Source organism: Paenibacillus sp. WG02, assembly GCF_055396115.1.
Genome location: NZ_AP036016.1, coordinates 7,275,973 through 7,292,996 on the forward strand (window position 1 = coordinate 7,275,973; position 17,024 = coordinate 7,292,996).

The following is a 17,024-nucleotide window of genomic DNA, read 5'->3' on the forward strand; positions in this document are numbered from 1 at the left end:
CATAAGGATGGTAAGAAAATGACTACGAAAGCATTCGGAATACTAATTTTTTTAATACTTTCTTTTCAATCTTTACGTGTTGGTGCAGTTGCCTCAGAAGAAACTTCAACACAAACAGCAGTGCCTACAACTTACAACTTAGAACTTTCCCGCTGGAATATTTATAGTGACGGAACACATCCAATCGAAACGACAAATGGAATCAACAAAGCATTGCAATGGGCACATAGTCAAGGCTATCGAATCTTTAAAGTACCGACTGGCAAATATTTAATTAGTAAAGGAAATAAACCAAATGATCCACAAGCGCAAATAAACATGGTAAGCAATATGACATTCTTACTTGATGAATCAACGATTATTCAAAAAGAAACTAATGGGTTTGAGGGTTATCAAACAATTTACATTGGCTATGGTGCAAATAATGTAACTCTAAAAGGTGGAACTTATCAAGGGGATAAACAATCACATAATTTCAGTGGGAAAGACCAATCTTATAGCTATGGAACCCATGAATTCGGTATGGGAATAATCTCAGAGGGTGCATACAATTTAACGATAGATGGCGTTAGAACAGTCGATTTCACTGGAGATGGCATTACAATTAGTGGCTCTAACGCTGGAATAGCTAACTTCGACGGTAAAAGCTACGGTTATGGTGATATCGATAATATGGGCAACTTTATTAATTCCACATCAAAAGTTAGAAGTAAGATTGCCCTAGACTTTACAAGCCCAAAATTTAAAGGAAGAAAATACTTTGCTTTTGAGCAACCATTAGGTGTTAATAGTAAAAAATATGATGTTTATTATTATAGTAACGGTAAATATTTGTCTTCTGTTAAACAAGTCAGATTTGGACTTGACCTAGTTCAAATCCCAGTAGGCGCTGATACTTTTTACCCTGTTTTTAGTTCTATTGATCTTAATAATTTTTTCGTTAAATTTTTTACTAATGATGTATCTAGAAACGTAATAATAAAAAACTCAGAATCAGCGTTTAATAGAAGGCAAGGAATTTCAATTTTCGGAGTAGATGGAATTGAAATTAGCAATAATAAATTTCATGATATCAAAGGGACTGCTCCCCAATTTGGAATTGACTCAGAAGCGCAAGGATTTTACCCCAATAATAATCTTATTATAAAAAATAATCACTTTTACAATAATACAGGTGGAGATATCGTTTTTGCTGATGGAGACACTGCTTCTATTACTGATAATTTATTTGAAAGTAAAAGGGGATTCTACATCTGGAAGGCATTCCCAAATACAACGATTACAAACAATACATTTAATAATGCTGACTTTACCATGGGTGGAACAGGAGTTGCAGATCAGAACAAATTCAGTAACTCGCGAGTTGATCTGACTGCAACAAGTAATACATTCACAAATGCGACTTTAGTTGATAGCACTTTAAATTTGAACAACACTGAGCCATTCGGATCAAAAGTAGATAATATTACAATTACCAACACTAACACAACTTCTTACAGATCTTTGAATGTTGGCCAAAATCCTGTTCACCTCTCGAATATCACAATAAAAGGATTGACAAAACTCTCGACACTTCAAGGCAAAGGAACGGATAAAAATATATATGATAATTTAATTGTTCAAGATTTCAATGCTTACAATGGAACGGTATTCCCCGCAGGAACTTACAATAATTGCAATTTTTCATCCACAACAACTGAAACTGTTGGTTTGGTTTTTAATCAACCAGGTAAATATACTTTTAATAATTGTACTTTTAATGCTTTAAGTAAGATATTTACACTAGATAGTTTGTATGGAGAACCAGATGTCAATGTCAACAATTCTAACTTTACTATTTCAAAAGATATTGGTTACGCAGCTGCAATTTATTTACAAGGAGCAAAACAGTTATCATTACTAAACAGCACCTTCACTGCTAATAATCTTACACTAAAAAGTAAACCATTTATCAAAATAGGACCACCTGGAGGCTTTACCAAACCAGCCAAAGTTAAATCCTTTACAATCAAAAATAGCACAATAAAAACAAATATAGATTTAGATGGAATTCACACCATTGACGCAGGTACAGGTGCACCTGCCTATACGATTTCCAACAATATTTTCGTAGTAGCAAAATTAAAGTTAAAAGCAAGCGATATTAATATTGAAAATAAAGAATTAGCGAAGTAATAATAAAAACCTAACTGCAAACTGCCAATGACCTTAAGTCCTTCCCCACAGCAGGGGCTGGGAGCTACTTTCACAAACCTAACAAAAAACGCTCGCGACTCTGTGGGCGGACTACAACCATTTAAAACAATTGACCCCAAAAGTTAGCTTTTGGGGTCAATCTCAACATCTGCACCCGTTGCGGCAATCTCTTCTGCTTTCTGCTTATCTTTCATTTGTTCCTTCCTATGATGTGCCTTATGATGTCGTTGCTTTTAATAATTGCAAATTCAATTTCAATAATGATTATTTCGGTGCGGCAAAGCCGCTGGGTTAATAAGTGAGAGCCACGTTGTTAATGAAATAGAGCCACCGTGAATAGTTGGCTCTCGTTGGCAAAGCTGGGCTTAAATCAACTGTGCTTTTCTTTTTCTCATCGAATCTTCGCCGTCGATGAGCATGTGATTGGAATTATGAACGATACGGTCTAGGATAGCGTCTGCCATGGTATGTTCTCCGATTTTATCGTGCCATCCTTCTTTAGCAAATTGGGAGATGAAAATCGTTGAAGCATTCTGATGCCGAGCCTCTATGATTTCAAGCAGATCTCGAGACTCCGTTATGGTCAGAGGAACTAGCAGCCATTCATCTATGATAAGAAGACTTACTTTTTTGTAGTGGGCAATAACTTTTTTGTATGTCCCTTCTCCTCGCGCTATGACTAGGTCGGTTAATAGTTCCGGTAAGCGAATGTACTTGCTTGCATAGAGATGACGGCAGGCTGCGTTTCCAAGCGCACAGCCGATGAAAGTTTTACCTGCACCTGATGCTCCCATGAGAATGACGTTTAATTTTTCATGAATGTAATTACCCGTAGCAAGCCGTAGGATTTGGGATTGCTCTAAACGCCGGTCGGTATGATATTCTATGTCTTCTACGCAAGCGTTTGGATAACGCAGCGTTGCTTTCTTGATGAGTCTGTTTAATTGATTTGACTTACGCCTTGCCCACTCCGCATCTACTACAAGTCCGAAGCGCTCTTCAAAAGCCAAACTGGAGTACGAGGGATTTTGCATCTGTTCATGCAAGGATTCTGCCATGGCACTTAGCCGCAATTCATTGAGTTTGGTGATCGTTGTATTGGTTAGCATTTATGATTTCCTCCCATAGTAGGTTGAGCCGCGAGTGAAGCCATGCGGATTAACGGATGGAAGGCTTGGCTGTTCAATTGTGGCGGCTTCCTCAAGTGTGTCTTGGCCTGATTTGAGTATGGTGCTGATTTGCTTGTAGCTCGGGCTCGGCGTATAGCTGAGGGCTCGTGCACAAGCGGATTCCAGTCGAACCAGCGAGTACCGATCTGCTAATTTTAGTACCCCCATGCATGCTTTAAAACCTTGTGCTCGACACGATGACCTGCGAGAATAGCCTGAATAGCGGCGCTTGCATTGGGGTCTACTTGCTTAGCACACGATACAAAGCGTTCTGTATTCCATTCAACAAATTGTTTGTGCTTCTCCGGCATGTGATCGGACACGGTGTGATACTGCCCAGGGCGCCCATAGAGCTGAGAATGCGAGCAAATGCGATGATGGTTGTAGAATACTTCAATGACGCCCCTCGTAATACGGACATCTACCTTGTGTTTGATATATTCATAGGGAACGCTGTAATGCATATTTTCTACAGCTATGTGATAAATAAACTGTACAGTGGCAACTTTCCAAGTGGCGCATTCGTACGCGGTAAGGGGCAGTGGCTACAGGGTGTGCTTCTCCTCGTCAAGAAATGCACTATGCCTGCTGCCCGGCTTTTTCTGGAAGGGTTTGCGATTGAATGCATCCAGTTTGTCTGCGATGGCCTCATTCAATTCACTGAGAGAGAAGAATGTATTCTTGCGTAAAGCAGCGAGGATCCAAGTCGATATGATACCAATGGTTCCCTCTATACTTGGCTTATCCTTCGGCTTTCGAACACGAGCTGGAATGACGGCTGTATTGTAATGCTCAGCCATTTCTTGATAAGTCTTGTTAATGACAGGGGAATACCAAGAGGATTGTTCTACACCGGTTTTAAGGTTGTTCGGCACAAGAATTTTGGGGACGCCTCCAAAATGAGTAAAGGCGTTTACGTGGGCAGAAGTCCAACTCTCTTGATTCTGGGATAGGAAGCCCTCTACGTAAGCATATTGGCTGCACGGAAGTGCGGCGACAAAGATGTATACAGGAAGTATTTCCCCCGTATCTCGGTCCACTAAAGTGGCGGTCTGACCGGCCCAGTCGACTTCCATTTGCTCGCCTGGCTTACGCTGAATATGCATCGTAGCCTTTGTCGTGGCGGCATATTTGCGGTAGTAATTGCAATATTGGGTGTACATGAGGGGGATTTCTCCGCTTAAACGACAGTTCTCACAATATTCGCTCCAGAGCAAGCTAAGAGTAACGCCACTCTTGGCCAATTCCCGATGCATATATTCACAATCCGGAACTTTTCGCGAAGATGCCTGAACCTTCTCAGGAAACAAGAGATACTGAAGGTCGGCTTCTGCCACATCCTCCGGTAGTGGCCATGATAGCTCCTTTTCGTTAGCACGTTGTAACACCTCAGAGACGGTGTTACGCGAGCATTGAATACTCGAAGCGATACTGCGCTGGCTCAGCCCCATGCTACTGAGCCGTAAAATTTCTCGATACTTGGTCATTCGATGACCTCCCGTTGGTATTTGTGCACTGCTCAGCAGACGCACATCTGTCCATTCTACCAACGGGTGGCTCTCTCTACTAACATAGTGGCTCTAATAGATTAACGTGGTGGCTCTCACTCATTAACTCGATGACTCTAAGGCACCGAAATATTCAAATAAGCCCGAGGGGACAATTATTCCGTGGATAGTTCGCAGAGGACAGATAGAGTTCAATAGATGTAAGTTTAATATTAATCATGTTGGATACTTCACAGATAACTCATCCGCATTCGACTATATAGGTAAAAACTCATTCAAATTCTCAGACTGTGACGTTACCGTTCTTAATAAATTCGGAACCATAAAAGGTAATCAGATATCACTTTCAAGAACCACCTTTAACGGTCAAAAGAACCTCGCTGCCGATGCCAATTTCACCGCTAATGAGATAGTTGTAACTGATTGCACATTTAATAATATGGATACGAAATTCAGAGGGCTTCCAAACTCGAAACGAAAATCGATACACTTTAAGAACAACCGAGTTCAAGTAGCCAAAAATACTTCTGTAACTGGAATTAGTAGTGAAGGAATTCTTATATCCAATTTGAGAATGTCTTCGTAGAAGGCAACAAAAACTTCATGTTGAGCCCAACTGTGATCAATAGAGCGCTAACGGTTTATGCAGAAAAGTTTCTAAAAATAACAGATAACTATTTTGAGTCCAACAACATCAACAATAAACTAGAGCTGTTCGGTGCTCGCAGGGATGCTAACTATGCACTTTCTGTACCATCCTTATCAGCAGCGCTCAACAATAACTATTCCATTCAGTATAGTTTACAACCAGATGCCGCCTATACTTCTCAAAAGATAAGGACGATTGGCGATGGAATTACTGCCGTTGGTTAGTCATTAAAAAACGACAAATAGAATTTATCGAATAAAAAAATGTTTTTACATTCACACCTTATTTGTGTTACATTCTTAATAAAGAACAAATGTTTCGATATAAAGAATATTGCACAGGAGAGTGTGGATGATGATTAAGAGCATTCATAGTAGAAACTTCGATACACTGCAATTGCTAAGAGGAATTGCAGCAATTGCAGTTGTGATATTTCATGAATTTGGTTCATCAGGTCTATATATATTAGGTCAGCATGGAGTGGATTTATTTTTTGTATTAAGTGGATTCATCATTTTATATATCCACAACGGAGATATAGGGAATAAAAAGGCAGTTATTCCATTTCTAAAAAAAAGACTCATCAGAATATTCCCCATATATTGGTTAGTCACATTTGGTTACATTATAATGGTGGCTATATTCAAACATAGTATCATTTCAATCGATTATATTGTTCATTCATTATTATTGCTACCTCAAGAACAAGATCCTATTATTGGAGCTGCTTGGACATTAGAATTCGAGATATTATTTTATTTAATATTTTGTGGTATTTTACTGTTTAATAAAAAGATATTTTATTCTATGATTACCATTTGGGGACTTACAATAATTTATTTTTATATTTTTCCAGTTAAATTCCCTATTTCCATAGGTCGAATTTTTAACCCAATAAATCTGGAATTCCTATTTGGATGTTGTGTTGCTTTACTTATTTTAAAAAATAAATTTAATTTTAAATGGACAATACATCTTGGAATTGCGCTAATTATTGTGTCTGCTGTATTGCAACACTATAACGTTTTAAACATGCACCGTTTCATAATGTGGGGGTTCCCCTTTGCCGTACTCATACTCGGACTGGTAAAACTAGAAATCAATAGATATGTGTCTGTACCAAAGATACTAAGATATTTTGGAGATGCTTCTTATTCTATTTATCTTACTCATTTGATTACATTGTTGATTTTAGGATCAATCATAAAGAAATTAAATCTATACGATATATTCGCTCCAAATATTTTTGTTCACTTAGTCTTTTCAGTTGTATCAATTGTTATTGGATGTGTTTTCTATTCGATTGTTGAAAAACCTCTACTTAAATATACTAAATCATTGTTCATAAAGAATAATGGTGGAAAGTTACAGAGGAATCCATATGCTATTGATTTGGATTAATTTAATTTTTGTGTATGTCTTTTCTTCAATGGCAAGAATCACAACAAATGTGAATCGTCTATCCATGCGGCAAGAGTATAATAAGCCCAATAAAATTCTGGTTCTGTTCGTTATGATAGCATTGACATTGTTATCAGGACTTAGAAGTAATATAGGTGATACCTTTGGATATAAACTTTCATATGTATTGATGGCTAATAAACCTTTTATGCTTCCCAGTAAAGAACAGGGGTTCTACTTGCTTCAAAGGTTTTTGCTTACAATATCATCAGATCCGCAGATATTGCTTTTCACTACCGCGGTGATAACTAATATATTAATTGTTGCCGTTCTATATAATTATTCAAGGATGTTTGAGTTAAGCATTTTTTTGTATATTACATCGGGACTTTATATAGTTTCGATGAATGGTGTAAGACAATTTTTGGCCGCAGCCATTCTTTTTACAGCTACAAAGTACTTATTAGATGGTCGTTGGATAAAATACATGTTGATTATTCTTCTGGCTTCAACAATCCATCAGAGTGCCCTAATCTATATTCCATTATACTTTTTTGTAAGAAGAGAAGCTTGGACAAAGACCACATATTCCTTTCTTGCTTTTGCAATAATTATTGTAATTGGATACAATCAATTATCTGGTATATTCTTGCAGTTCGCTGGGGATTACGGAAAATATCAGGATGCCATTGACCATGGAGCAAATATGCTTCGAGTGATTGTCTTCGCTGCCCCACTCGTCATCGCCTTCTTGGGCAGAAAAAAGCTTAGAGAGATATTTCCAAAAAGTGATTACATTGTAAATATGAGTCTAGTTGGATTAGTGTTCATGATTTTGTCAACCCAGAACTGGATTTACGCCAGATATATTATTTATTTTGGATTATATAATTTAATACTCATGTCATGGGCTGTTAAATTATTTGTAAAAAGAGAGCAGAAGATTGTTTATTATTTGATAATAGTTTTATATATAATTTACTTCTATTATGAAAATGTTATAGCTCTGAACATTCAGTATCGTAGTGATTATTTAAAGTTTTTTTGAAACCTTCAACCGCTTGGGAATAAACACGAAGGGGTACAATAAAATGCGCGATATAAGTTCGACTCAATAACTTGAAACTGTGACTTATCTATGTCCAAAGTGTAAGGCGATGTGGAGAGAAAAAGTAGAGTATGATCTTGGTGGATTGTATCATCCTGACACAAAATTCGTTACAAAGAACAATACTGAGGGATCATATCTCACACGTTGCCTTTGTAAGGTGCTGCGATAGATGGAAGTATTTCGTTGTTATATACAGAATTTCTCTTAACGATTAATTCCTTTTGGGTGAATAAACAATTAATAAGTTGGAGATGAAATGACTAATATATTGATTCTAGATTTTCACATTTTTGACACGTCCTTTATAAAGAACGTGTCAAAATGTAAAAAAGCAAGAATGAATTTTGTTGTCTGAGCAGATTTTATGTTCATAAAAAATATTAGAAATAAATTTTAGCTCTGTGGGCGGACTACAACCATATAAAACAATTGACCCCAAAAGTTAGCTTTTGGGGTCAATTTCATGGATTCATTACTCCGTCAATAACGTTAAAGCGATTAAGTTCATTGCCATTAAGTTTAAGTACTGCATGGAACAACGTGTTATTTCTAACAATAACTTGGGTTTTCTGGTTAATTAAAATTGCGTTCTCAACACCAATTTGATTTATGGTTGACGAAATTATATTATCCTCAATTACGATCCAATTCCCAACGAACGTGTTTTCTATTTTTATTATGGAATTTACTCCGACTGAATTCAGATAATTTATTACATTTCCTTTAATAATCACTTGATCGAAAACGTTTTGAATCTTGAGTACCGTACCCCCTTGTTGCTGCAAATAGCAATTTAATAGTTTAAAACTGTTAGTATTACTCACAGTTATGTTAGCGTTAAAAATACACTCCCTTAGGGTAAATTCCCCATTTTTTGTACCGGATCCATTAAGAGTCAAATTTACGTTTCCCAGGAATTTGCAATTTGTATAAGTTCCAGCAGGCAATCCCAAAGGTTTATTAATATTTTTGAATGTAACATTGTCATAGATCCAACCACCGTTAGTTCCATTAATTATATTATTTAAATAGTAATAGTCATCACCATCAAATTCGCAATTCGAGAAGATCTGGGGCTCATTTCTAAATGTTACACTACACCATTTGGCATTATAAAATGAATTAGTCTTTTGAATATCGTTAAAAAATTTGCAACCATCAATCTTAATTTGATATGGAGTACTTTTATCAAGCGTTAACAGGCAATTATTAAACATACACTGGCTAACACTGATTTCTCTAGGTAACTGTGCATCTCCTCCGAGCCTCAAATGAGAGCCATATAATTGATTGTTAGTAAATAACACTTCTCCTTCAAGATTCACTAATGCATTGTGAATTGTATTCCCTGTTACTATAGCCTTATCCACACCTCTGTTTAGCCCAAGGGATGCATATTTGGTTGTCGTAGTTAGCCGATTGTTAGTTATATTAATATATTTCCCATTCACGGCTACAACATCATAACCAGTATTATCGTGAAAATCGTTCTCATCGATATGGATAAATTGGTTTAAATCATATCCATCTTCAATATCAATTCCACCTTGAGGGTCCGTACCGGCAATATGATGGATTTCACAGTCCTTAATATGGAGATGCTTACCTCCACAAATAGATATTCCCTGTCTTCTACAATGATGAATTTCACTCTGCTCCACGCGGACATGTTTTGGAAACTCTGGGACTCTTAGATTTATAGAAACTCCTTTGCTAGAGGGAACTCCACTTTGATGCAGAACCACTCTCGCATAAGCTACCCCTAAAGGAATCTCCACTTCATCAAAAAATTGCACTGTATTTGAGGCAGAGACAAACGTATCATCACTCTTAAAGAAAATGACGTCATAATGATTAGACGTAATTTCTGATCCAAGTGCTCCGTACCCATTACCGTATAATCCGAAATATCCGTATTTCTTAATTAAAGGCTGGCTCAAATCGATCTTTATTGTAGATCGAATTCTTTTACTATCTGCTGTGAAAGTACCATTAGAAGTATTTATTCCTCCTTGTTCGAATGATGCAGCGAACTGTATAGGAACAGGGGAAATTTGCCCAAAAGTGCTTGCAAAAATGATTCCGTCTCCCGTGCAATTAGAGATTTCCAAATGATCGATAGAAAGAAACCGGATGTTACTGCCAACCTTTGGTGTAAAACTCCCTACCTCAATTCCATACCCGCCCTCATGTGTACCGGGAATTGTGTTGTAATCATGTGTGTCCTTATCACCTATAATTTTGCCATTTGTAAGTTTTGAATACTGTTGATTACTTTGAAAGCTCACGATAGCATACTTCTGTAACCCATTATCTCGAATCCTTAATGTGGAGCCCCCTAAATTCAATGTCATAAAACTCAGAGGTTGGATCGGGTTATTCTCATCAATCAAATAGATGCCACCAGGTAGCACAATTTCTGCAAATCCCTGTTGAGATGCCCAAGTAATAGCAGCGTTGATCCCCTTTGAAGTATTAATTGCATCTGTGCCGTCATTCTTCACGTTCCATCGAGTTAATTCCAAAACATAACCAGACATAAATCCAACCTCCTTCTATTTTACATGTTATGCAAAAAAAATAGAGGAGATTGGATTATTATGAAAATCCGCTATATTACTAATATTATAATGATTCAACTTTCTTTTGAAATCTCTTCAAAGGTAATCTCTGTAAAAGTGAAAGTGCAACTCTATACAAATATGTAAACTCTTCTGATTTTCTGAATAAGATAAAGAAAAATATATTAGGAATTATAAGACATAATATCGCCCTTATTATCAAGTTCATCTGTCCATGCAGTGCTAGCGTATTACCCATATAATTTATGATAAATCCCATGGAAAATACGAGGATGCCAAAGCCAAAATATCTGAGGAAGTAGATTTTAACTGGCTTTTGAAAGGCATATTTGAAAATAACAAAAGGATCATACCAGAAATATGTGCATAACCTGCTTATTACGGTGCCTAATAGTACTCCCGCAATTCCTATCTTATTTGCCAGAATGATTGAAGCTGCAATGTTTATTAAGGCCGCATAAACAGGACGGTATTTTCCTTTTTGAAACAAGCCTGTCGTTTCTCTGAAAGTTGTGGTGGCATTCTGCATACCACTTGTATAAAAATCTAATATGATAAAAAATACTATGAATGTACTCATTACATAGTTTTCACCTAACCATATCGTAATAGTTGGGTTTATCAGATTCCAAAGACAAATCGAACAAAAACCATATACCCAAAAATTTAATAATTGAATGATACGGAAAACAAAATAATTCCGATCCTCATTTTCTTTTACAACTAAGTTCCCCACGCTTGCTGTAATTGAATAAAAGATTTGGCTAACAAAAGTATTAATTGTAGCAATGATTAACAAATAATTAGAATAAATTCCAACCCAATATAATCCAAAAAAAGAAGAAATAATTAAATTGTCCGTACCATTTATTACTACTCCACTTATTTTGTAGAGCATTAGGGAATAGAGATTTTTGAAAAAACCTTTTTTTTCTTCATAAGTTAATTTCACATTATTATTTTCTTTAATGTAGGGGTAAAGTAGATTAGCCTTATGAGAAATATATACATTTTTCAGAATATTCATGGTAATTTGTAAGGCAAGCACCACTATAAAGTTTTTTGTAGTTATTAATAAAAGTATTTGGAGTAGATTAGATATAATAGTAAACCCGGTATGGATTTTGGAAATAATATAATTATGCTGGTCGGCTATTACTATAGATTGTTTGTAAACTAGGAAATAAGATGAAACTGAATTAATTAAGAATAAGATATATATAAATTTTATTTCTTGTATGCTTGTTGCCCCATTCATTAAATGCGAAAGAAAGGGCAGCAGTATTAAACCGACCATAAAGATAATGAAACCAATGATTTGATACGCTTTTTTGTATAAATTCATAAAGCCTTGAATTTTCCGTTGGTTGCCTTCTGCCAATGGTTTATAAAGGTTATAGATAATTGCAGTATCAAATCCTAAATTGGCAACAGAAAGCAGGATTAATATATTAGTAAATAGTCCGTTAACGCCCAGATATTCAACTCCGAGCGTTGAAATAAACACTGTCCTTACAATAATACCCATAATCGCGCTTGTAATTTGGCCTGTAAGACCAAATATCATATTTTTCAGGGAATTTTCTATTCTCATATGATCTCTTTCATTGTGAATTTGCAAAAATTCGATTTATTTTTGTTTTAATTCTCCTGTTAATTATCGGTACAAATTGGGTTACCCGATATCTTAATAAAGCTTTCTTACGTTCTGTTGCAAAGTCGTAATCCATAAACCAATCCAGCAGATCTTTATGGACAATTCTGTTTATATTTTCTCTCATCGTATTTTGAATGATTTTCCAATAAATCGTAATAATAGTATGTGTAAAAAATTTAACTTCTTTTTCCAAGAATGACTTAACATGTACAGATAAATTATCTGGTACATTAAATCCAAAGTATTTTGGATCTTTGCCTTCGGCCACTATACTTAGAATGGTTCTTAAGCATTTCTCACAAGAGCAGCAATTTTCTTTATTTTTAAAACAGACCCTTATTTGAACTGGTTCTTTAGCTGCATCATAATAATTAACTAAAACCTTAACCTTATCCTGCCTAGTAAGCTCATAACCATCATGGTTAACCTTCCCGGAGGCATATCTTATATTGTTATCGACAGTTGGATCTGATGCACAAGCAACTTGGAACAGAGGAGAATTTGAACTTGCTATATAAATGCATTCAATTTTCAGTTTAAAGGCTATAGGAATTGCAGCAGAAATTATGGCTAAGCCATGGTGTAAACCATGCCACCAGCTGTCTCCCAATCTTTTGTGATAGTCATAATCAATGGATTGAGCATGAATAAATGTTCCATAGTTGGATTGAATAAGAATGTTTTCTAATCCATATAGTTCTGCAAAAGAAACTGCATTTTCTTTATCTGCATTCCAAACTTCGCTTTCTTGTACCGTATCATCATGCCAACCGTATTCAGTAATTAATAACGGTTTTTTATCTTTTATTCGTATAAAGGTAGTTACAGCGTCAAGTCCTCCACTAAATAAGGAAGCAGCTTTAAGCTCAGGAGCGTAGATATGTTCCTCAATTTTATCTACAACCAGTAAACCTTTGAATGCTATATTTGGGAACATCTTTTGATAAGCAGCCTTCACATCGATTAAACAGTCATAAAAAGACTTGTCCAAATGGTCTACAGTCAATGTCGAATCTGTAATCCACATTAGGGGCATAACATTAGCAACAAATGGAATCGTTAAGATGGCATTTGGAATCTCTGATATATCATGATTGTATTCAAGAAACATATGATTTTTTCTATTAAAATATTTTTGCAGATTCCCCTCGATGGTAAAGAAGTAGTCTACTCTATTTTGATTTACGACAATTTTATTAAGGATTATCTTTTGCATTTGTTTAACCCCCCCATTTCAAACTTGAAATTGTGCTAACCACTTATTAACTACTTCATAATTCACATTTACATTAGTAATAATTTTAGAATGGATCAAGTCTTCAAGTTTATGAATATCTTTTCTTTCTAAAACATTCAGGTTGTAGGTTTCGTTCATTCCACGTGCTCTTTCATCAATCGAAATAATAATAGAACGCTTCTTATGACCCATTGCGAATATACCAGCGTGCAATCGTGTCCCCACATAATCAATATCAGTTAATAAGATATTCTCATATGCCTCAACTGAAGGAGATATAATATTAATGCTTTTAATATTGTCTAAAGCCTTGAAATAGTCATAATCCCCCGAACCTTGCAGCCAGAAATACACATGCTTGTAATTAGCGTTAAGGATATTGATTAACTGCTGATCTCTGACAAGATCTTTTGAATAGTCAGTAAGAGTAAACACAACCGATTCAGATTTTCCTGTTGGAATTTGCTTGCACAGTTCAGGTGTCAATGACCACATTGTCGGGCAGCCTGTGTTGAGTACTTTAAAGCCCATATCTTCCAAAAACCGTTTTGTTCTTTCATCTCTAACACTATGAATATACTTATGTGATAGAACTTTTTTGTAAAGCTTTTTAGTATAATTACCAATTTGTTCACCTTTACCTGCTCCAACCCCAACCAAAATACTATTACGTAAAGGTTCACAATTGAATATATTAATATTCCATTGTGGGAAGCGGTTAAACATATCCATCGTTAATAAATTAGTGCCACATACAAACTTATATTTAGCATCTTTATAAAAATTTTGAGCATACGACCTTCTTACCACTTGATACCAATGAAAAGAGGGAACATGCGTCGGTAAGGTCATAACGAATTTGTTTTTGTTTATATCCGATAACTGATGTCGCGCGCACTTCATGATGATATCATCACCCTTATTCAGAGATCCTACCGATGTGTCTAGCAATAATACATTTTCCATAAATAAAATTCCTCCTATATAATCCTATATAATTTGGTTAATTCATAACTGTTGTTATAGTCTGTATTATCACAGGTAACTGCCAACTCTTCCCTAAGCTCTGAACTCTTATAGAACCTCTCTATCCCATCTGCTATGTCTTCAACACTCAATCCGCAAATTAAACCCTCAATCCCATCTTCAATCTGACTGCTAGCAGTTGGATAATTGGTAATCAATATCGGCTTACCTAATATTTTCGCCTCTGTTACTGTAACTGCTTTTCCTTCATACCTGGAGGGCTGGACATATAAGTCGCATGCCTTTATATAAGGATATGGATTTATCTTTTTTCCTAGCAACAGAAAGCTGTCTTCTAACTTGTTATCTGTAATTAACTGTTTAAGTTCATCCTCGTAACCGCCATATCCTACGACTAACCACTTTATTTGGGTGAATCCTTTATTATGTAACAACCTCAATGCTTTGACAGCCATATCAAAACCCTTAACATAAGAAAGTCTTCCAACAGACACAATGGTAAAGGCATCCTGATATCTTTCATTTATCTGAATATCACTATCCGCCATTTTTCGGATGAACGCCGGCGAAGTAATATTCTCGATTAGTTGGATCTTGTTCGCTAGGGTGGGATAAGTTTGGATAAAAGCATCCGTTACGGCATCAGAAATCGAGGCGATCACATCGTACTTATTCCAGACAGCCAAGTCGATCTCATTATCAATCTCTAATTCGCTGTAATCGGTATGAATCCAAGCGATCTTCTTCAGTGCACTCACTTTATTCGCCACAAGATCATGCGGCCACGCATAACTAATAGCTAAATCGTATTTTTTCTCCCAGTTCGGCAACACATACGACATGTATTTAGGCACAAGCTGCATTTGGATATAGCCCGTTCCCTCTTTCAGTTGTCTTGATTTCGCCTTCACACGAGAAATGACTTTAGCCAATATTCGAATCAAGACTGCTGAGACTTGCCCTTCCTGTAAACATTGGCGCATGGATTTACGGAATACGGTATACGCAGCTATTTGTGGAAGAAGGTTAACTTTCTCAGGGATTAAGCTTAAGAAGTCACCAGAATGGTGGCAAATGAAGAGATCCACTTCATAATGATCATAGTCAAAACTCTCCAACATGTTGATTAAGCTTCTTTCAATTCCGCCAATTTCCATATCATACACAGTTATTAAGATTTTCTTTTTATGCATATTGAACAAAGCTCTTTTCCCTTTTATTTAAGAATAAAGTATTAGCGGGAACATTCCCCTTCACAACGCTTCCTGCTGCGATTACAGCGTTATCCCCGATGAACGTATCTCTTAAAATGACAACATTAGAGCCGATCCAGACATTTTCCCCTATCATGACTTCTCCCTTAATAAGGTGTTCATCTGTTGAATGCTTGAAATTGTGATCATGGTCATTAATGCTTACATTCGGAGCTATTTTGGTGTATTTACCAATAGAAATCTTATGTACACAATTAATGTTACAGTTATCATTTATAAACACTTTATCGCCAATATGGAGTTTGCCGTAATGATCGACTCTAATACTCGCATTTTTCCTGATAAACACAAACTTCCCAATATGGATTTTGGCATGCTTATTAAATGCTTCTATTCTGCTGTTTGCTTGAAGAAAGAAGATCGAGGATTCAATGTTATTAAAGTAAATAAGCTTATTCATACAAGCTCTCAAGATTCCTATTACATGTGAAATATTCATAATTATTGTATGATAGATTCCCCTGCCGCGGCTTTCCGCGATAAGCGTTGATATAACTTTTCTCAATAGTTTCATCTCAAGAACCCTCTTAATCTAGCAATATTCTCGCCGCCGATAATTTTGGACAATGTTAACTTTATATTACCCTTTAGCCTAGTTGTAGGCGGCAACCAACTCTTATAAAAGTGATGCATCACATACGTGTTTTCCGAGATGAATTTCCTGCAGTTAATATAATCATAAGGAGAGAAATACGTTTGCGGATAAAAGGTTCCAACACCCTCTATATCCTGATAGCTGCCATTGGGAGTAACTCCCCAATCGCCTAATATCTTCGTTATCATCGCTACATTCGTTAACGAATCAAAAGTTCCATCCGCAAGGATGAAGCTCTTGGTATGATAGGAATCCATAAATACTTGGATCAGCTTATTTTCTTTCGCGGCTCCGATCGTACTTGTTGCGATGTAGTTCTCTTGCTCAAATCCCCAGAACGACTCGTGATGTAACAGGTCGTCAAAGGATTTGAACACTTCCACATCGGTGTCTAAATAAATACCACCATAGTGATAGAGCGCGTACACTCTCGCATAATCGCTGACGAACGCAAATTTGCCCGCTTCGTACGCCTCTTTTACATATATATTGCTGCTGGTGTCAAAGTTGTTTTCATTCCACTCTATGAATTGATAGCCAGTTAGATGGTTATGCCAGCTTGCTATACATCGCTTCACGATGTCGGGCTTTTCTTTCCCGCCAAACCAGCAATAGTGGATGATCTTTGGAATTGGCATTGTTGGTTCTCCTCGTTAAT

The 17,024-nt window shown here is 36.3% G+C and carries 15 protein-coding genes; 4 read left to right on the plus strand and 11 right to left on the minus strand.

Annotation, left to right across the window (positions count from 1 at the left end):
• The first annotated feature begins 18 nt into the window (after window positions 1-18).
• A complete protein-coding gene (locus tag ACBP55_RS32870) occupies window positions 19-2,175 on the plus strand; it encodes a right-handed parallel beta-helix repeat-containing protein (protein ID WP_464647717.1) in 2,157 nt (718 codons plus the stop codon).
• A gap of 386 nt (window positions 2,176-2,561) precedes the next feature.
• Here the strand turns inward: ACBP55_RS32870 and istB are convergent, their stop codons facing one another.
• The 4 genes from istB to istA are packed head-to-tail and all read right to left on the minus strand — an operon-like array spanning window position 2,562 to window position 4,852.
• Entirely contained in the window at window positions 2,562-3,305 is a 744-nt protein-coding gene (istB, locus tag ACBP55_RS32875; RefSeq protein WP_464647719.1) for an IS21-like element helper ATPase IstB, read from the minus strand.
• Entirely contained in the window at window positions 3,306-3,533 is a 228-nt protein-coding gene (locus tag ACBP55_RS32880; protein WP_464647721.1) for a hypothetical protein, read from the minus strand. It abuts the gene before it with no gap.
• A complete protein-coding gene (locus ACBP55_RS32885) occupies window positions 3,521-3,907 on the minus strand; it encodes a Mu transposase domain-containing protein (protein ID WP_464653505.1) in 387 nt (128 codons plus the stop codon). Before ACBP55_RS32885 ends, ACBP55_RS32880 begins: the two co-directional genes overlap by 13 nt.
• A gap of 3 nt (window positions 3,908-3,910) precedes the next feature.
• Complete coding sequence (gene istA / locus ACBP55_RS32890; RefSeq protein WP_464647723.1) at window positions 3,911-4,852, minus strand: IS21 family transposase; 942 nt, start codon at window positions 4,850-4,852, stop codon at window positions 3,911-3,913.
• Between the two features lie 624 nt (window positions 4,853-5,476).
• Between istA and ACBP55_RS32895 the strand changes: the two genes are divergently transcribed.
• The 3 genes from ACBP55_RS32895 to ACBP55_RS32905 all read left to right on the plus strand — a co-directional run bounded on the left by ACBP55_RS32895 (window position 5,477) and on the right by ACBP55_RS32905 (window position 7,971).
• Entirely contained in the window at window positions 5,477-5,746 is a 270-nt protein-coding gene (locus tag ACBP55_RS32895; RefSeq protein WP_464647725.1) for a hypothetical protein, read from the plus strand.
• Window positions 5,747-5,873: 127 nt separating this feature from the next.
• Entirely contained in the window at window positions 5,874-6,923 is a 1,050-nt protein-coding gene (locus tag ACBP55_RS32900) for an acyltransferase family protein (RefSeq protein ID WP_464647726.1), read from the plus strand.
• A complete protein-coding gene (locus ACBP55_RS32905) occupies window positions 6,904-7,971 on the plus strand; it encodes an EpsG family protein (RefSeq protein WP_464647728.1) in 1,068 nt (355 codons plus the stop codon). The genes ACBP55_RS32900 and ACBP55_RS32905 overlap by 20 nt, the downstream gene beginning before the upstream one ends.
• Before the next feature lie 524 nt (window positions 7,972-8,495).
• Here ACBP55_RS32905 and ACBP55_RS32910 read toward each other — a convergent pair.
• The 7 genes from ACBP55_RS32910 to ACBP55_RS32940 form a co-directional block, all read right to left on the minus strand.
• Window positions 8,496-10,574: a right-handed parallel beta-helix repeat-containing protein gene (locus ACBP55_RS32910; RefSeq protein ID WP_464647730.1), complete on the minus strand. Its 2,079-nt coding sequence runs from the start codon at window positions 10,572-10,574 to the stop codon at window positions 8,496-8,498.
• Between the two features lie 85 nt (window positions 10,575-10,659).
• Complete coding sequence (locus tag ACBP55_RS32915) at window positions 10,660-12,210, minus strand: lipopolysaccharide biosynthesis protein (RefSeq protein ID WP_464647732.1); 1,551 nt, start codon at window positions 12,208-12,210, stop codon at window positions 10,660-10,662.
• A gap of 10 nt (window positions 12,211-12,220) precedes the next feature.
• Window positions 12,221-13,489, minus strand: a complete 1,269-nt coding sequence (locus ACBP55_RS32920) for a peptidase (protein WP_464647733.1) — start codon at window positions 13,487-13,489, stop codon at window positions 12,221-12,223.
• An 18-nt stretch (window positions 13,490-13,507) separates the two neighbouring features.
• Window positions 13,508-14,476, minus strand: a complete 969-nt coding sequence (locus ACBP55_RS32925) for a polysaccharide pyruvyl transferase family protein (RefSeq protein ID WP_464647735.1) — start codon at window positions 14,474-14,476, stop codon at window positions 13,508-13,510.
• A 14-nt stretch (window positions 14,477-14,490) separates the two neighbouring features.
• A complete protein-coding gene (locus ACBP55_RS32930) occupies window positions 14,491-15,690 on the minus strand; it encodes a glycosyltransferase (protein ID WP_464647737.1) in 1,200 nt (399 codons plus the stop codon).
• Complete coding sequence (locus ACBP55_RS32935; RefSeq protein WP_464647738.1) at window positions 15,683-16,285, minus strand: acyltransferase; 603 nt, start codon at window positions 16,283-16,285, stop codon at window positions 15,683-15,685. The genes ACBP55_RS32930 and ACBP55_RS32935 overlap by 8 nt, the downstream gene beginning before the upstream one ends.
• Window positions 16,282-17,004 (minus strand): glycosyltransferase family 32 protein, encoded by a 723-nt coding sequence (locus ACBP55_RS32940; protein ID WP_464647740.1) that lies wholly within the window; start codon window positions 17,002-17,004, stop codon window positions 16,282-16,284. Before ACBP55_RS32940 ends, ACBP55_RS32935 begins: the two co-directional genes overlap by 4 nt.
• Window positions 17,005-17,024: the final 20 nt, after the last annotated feature.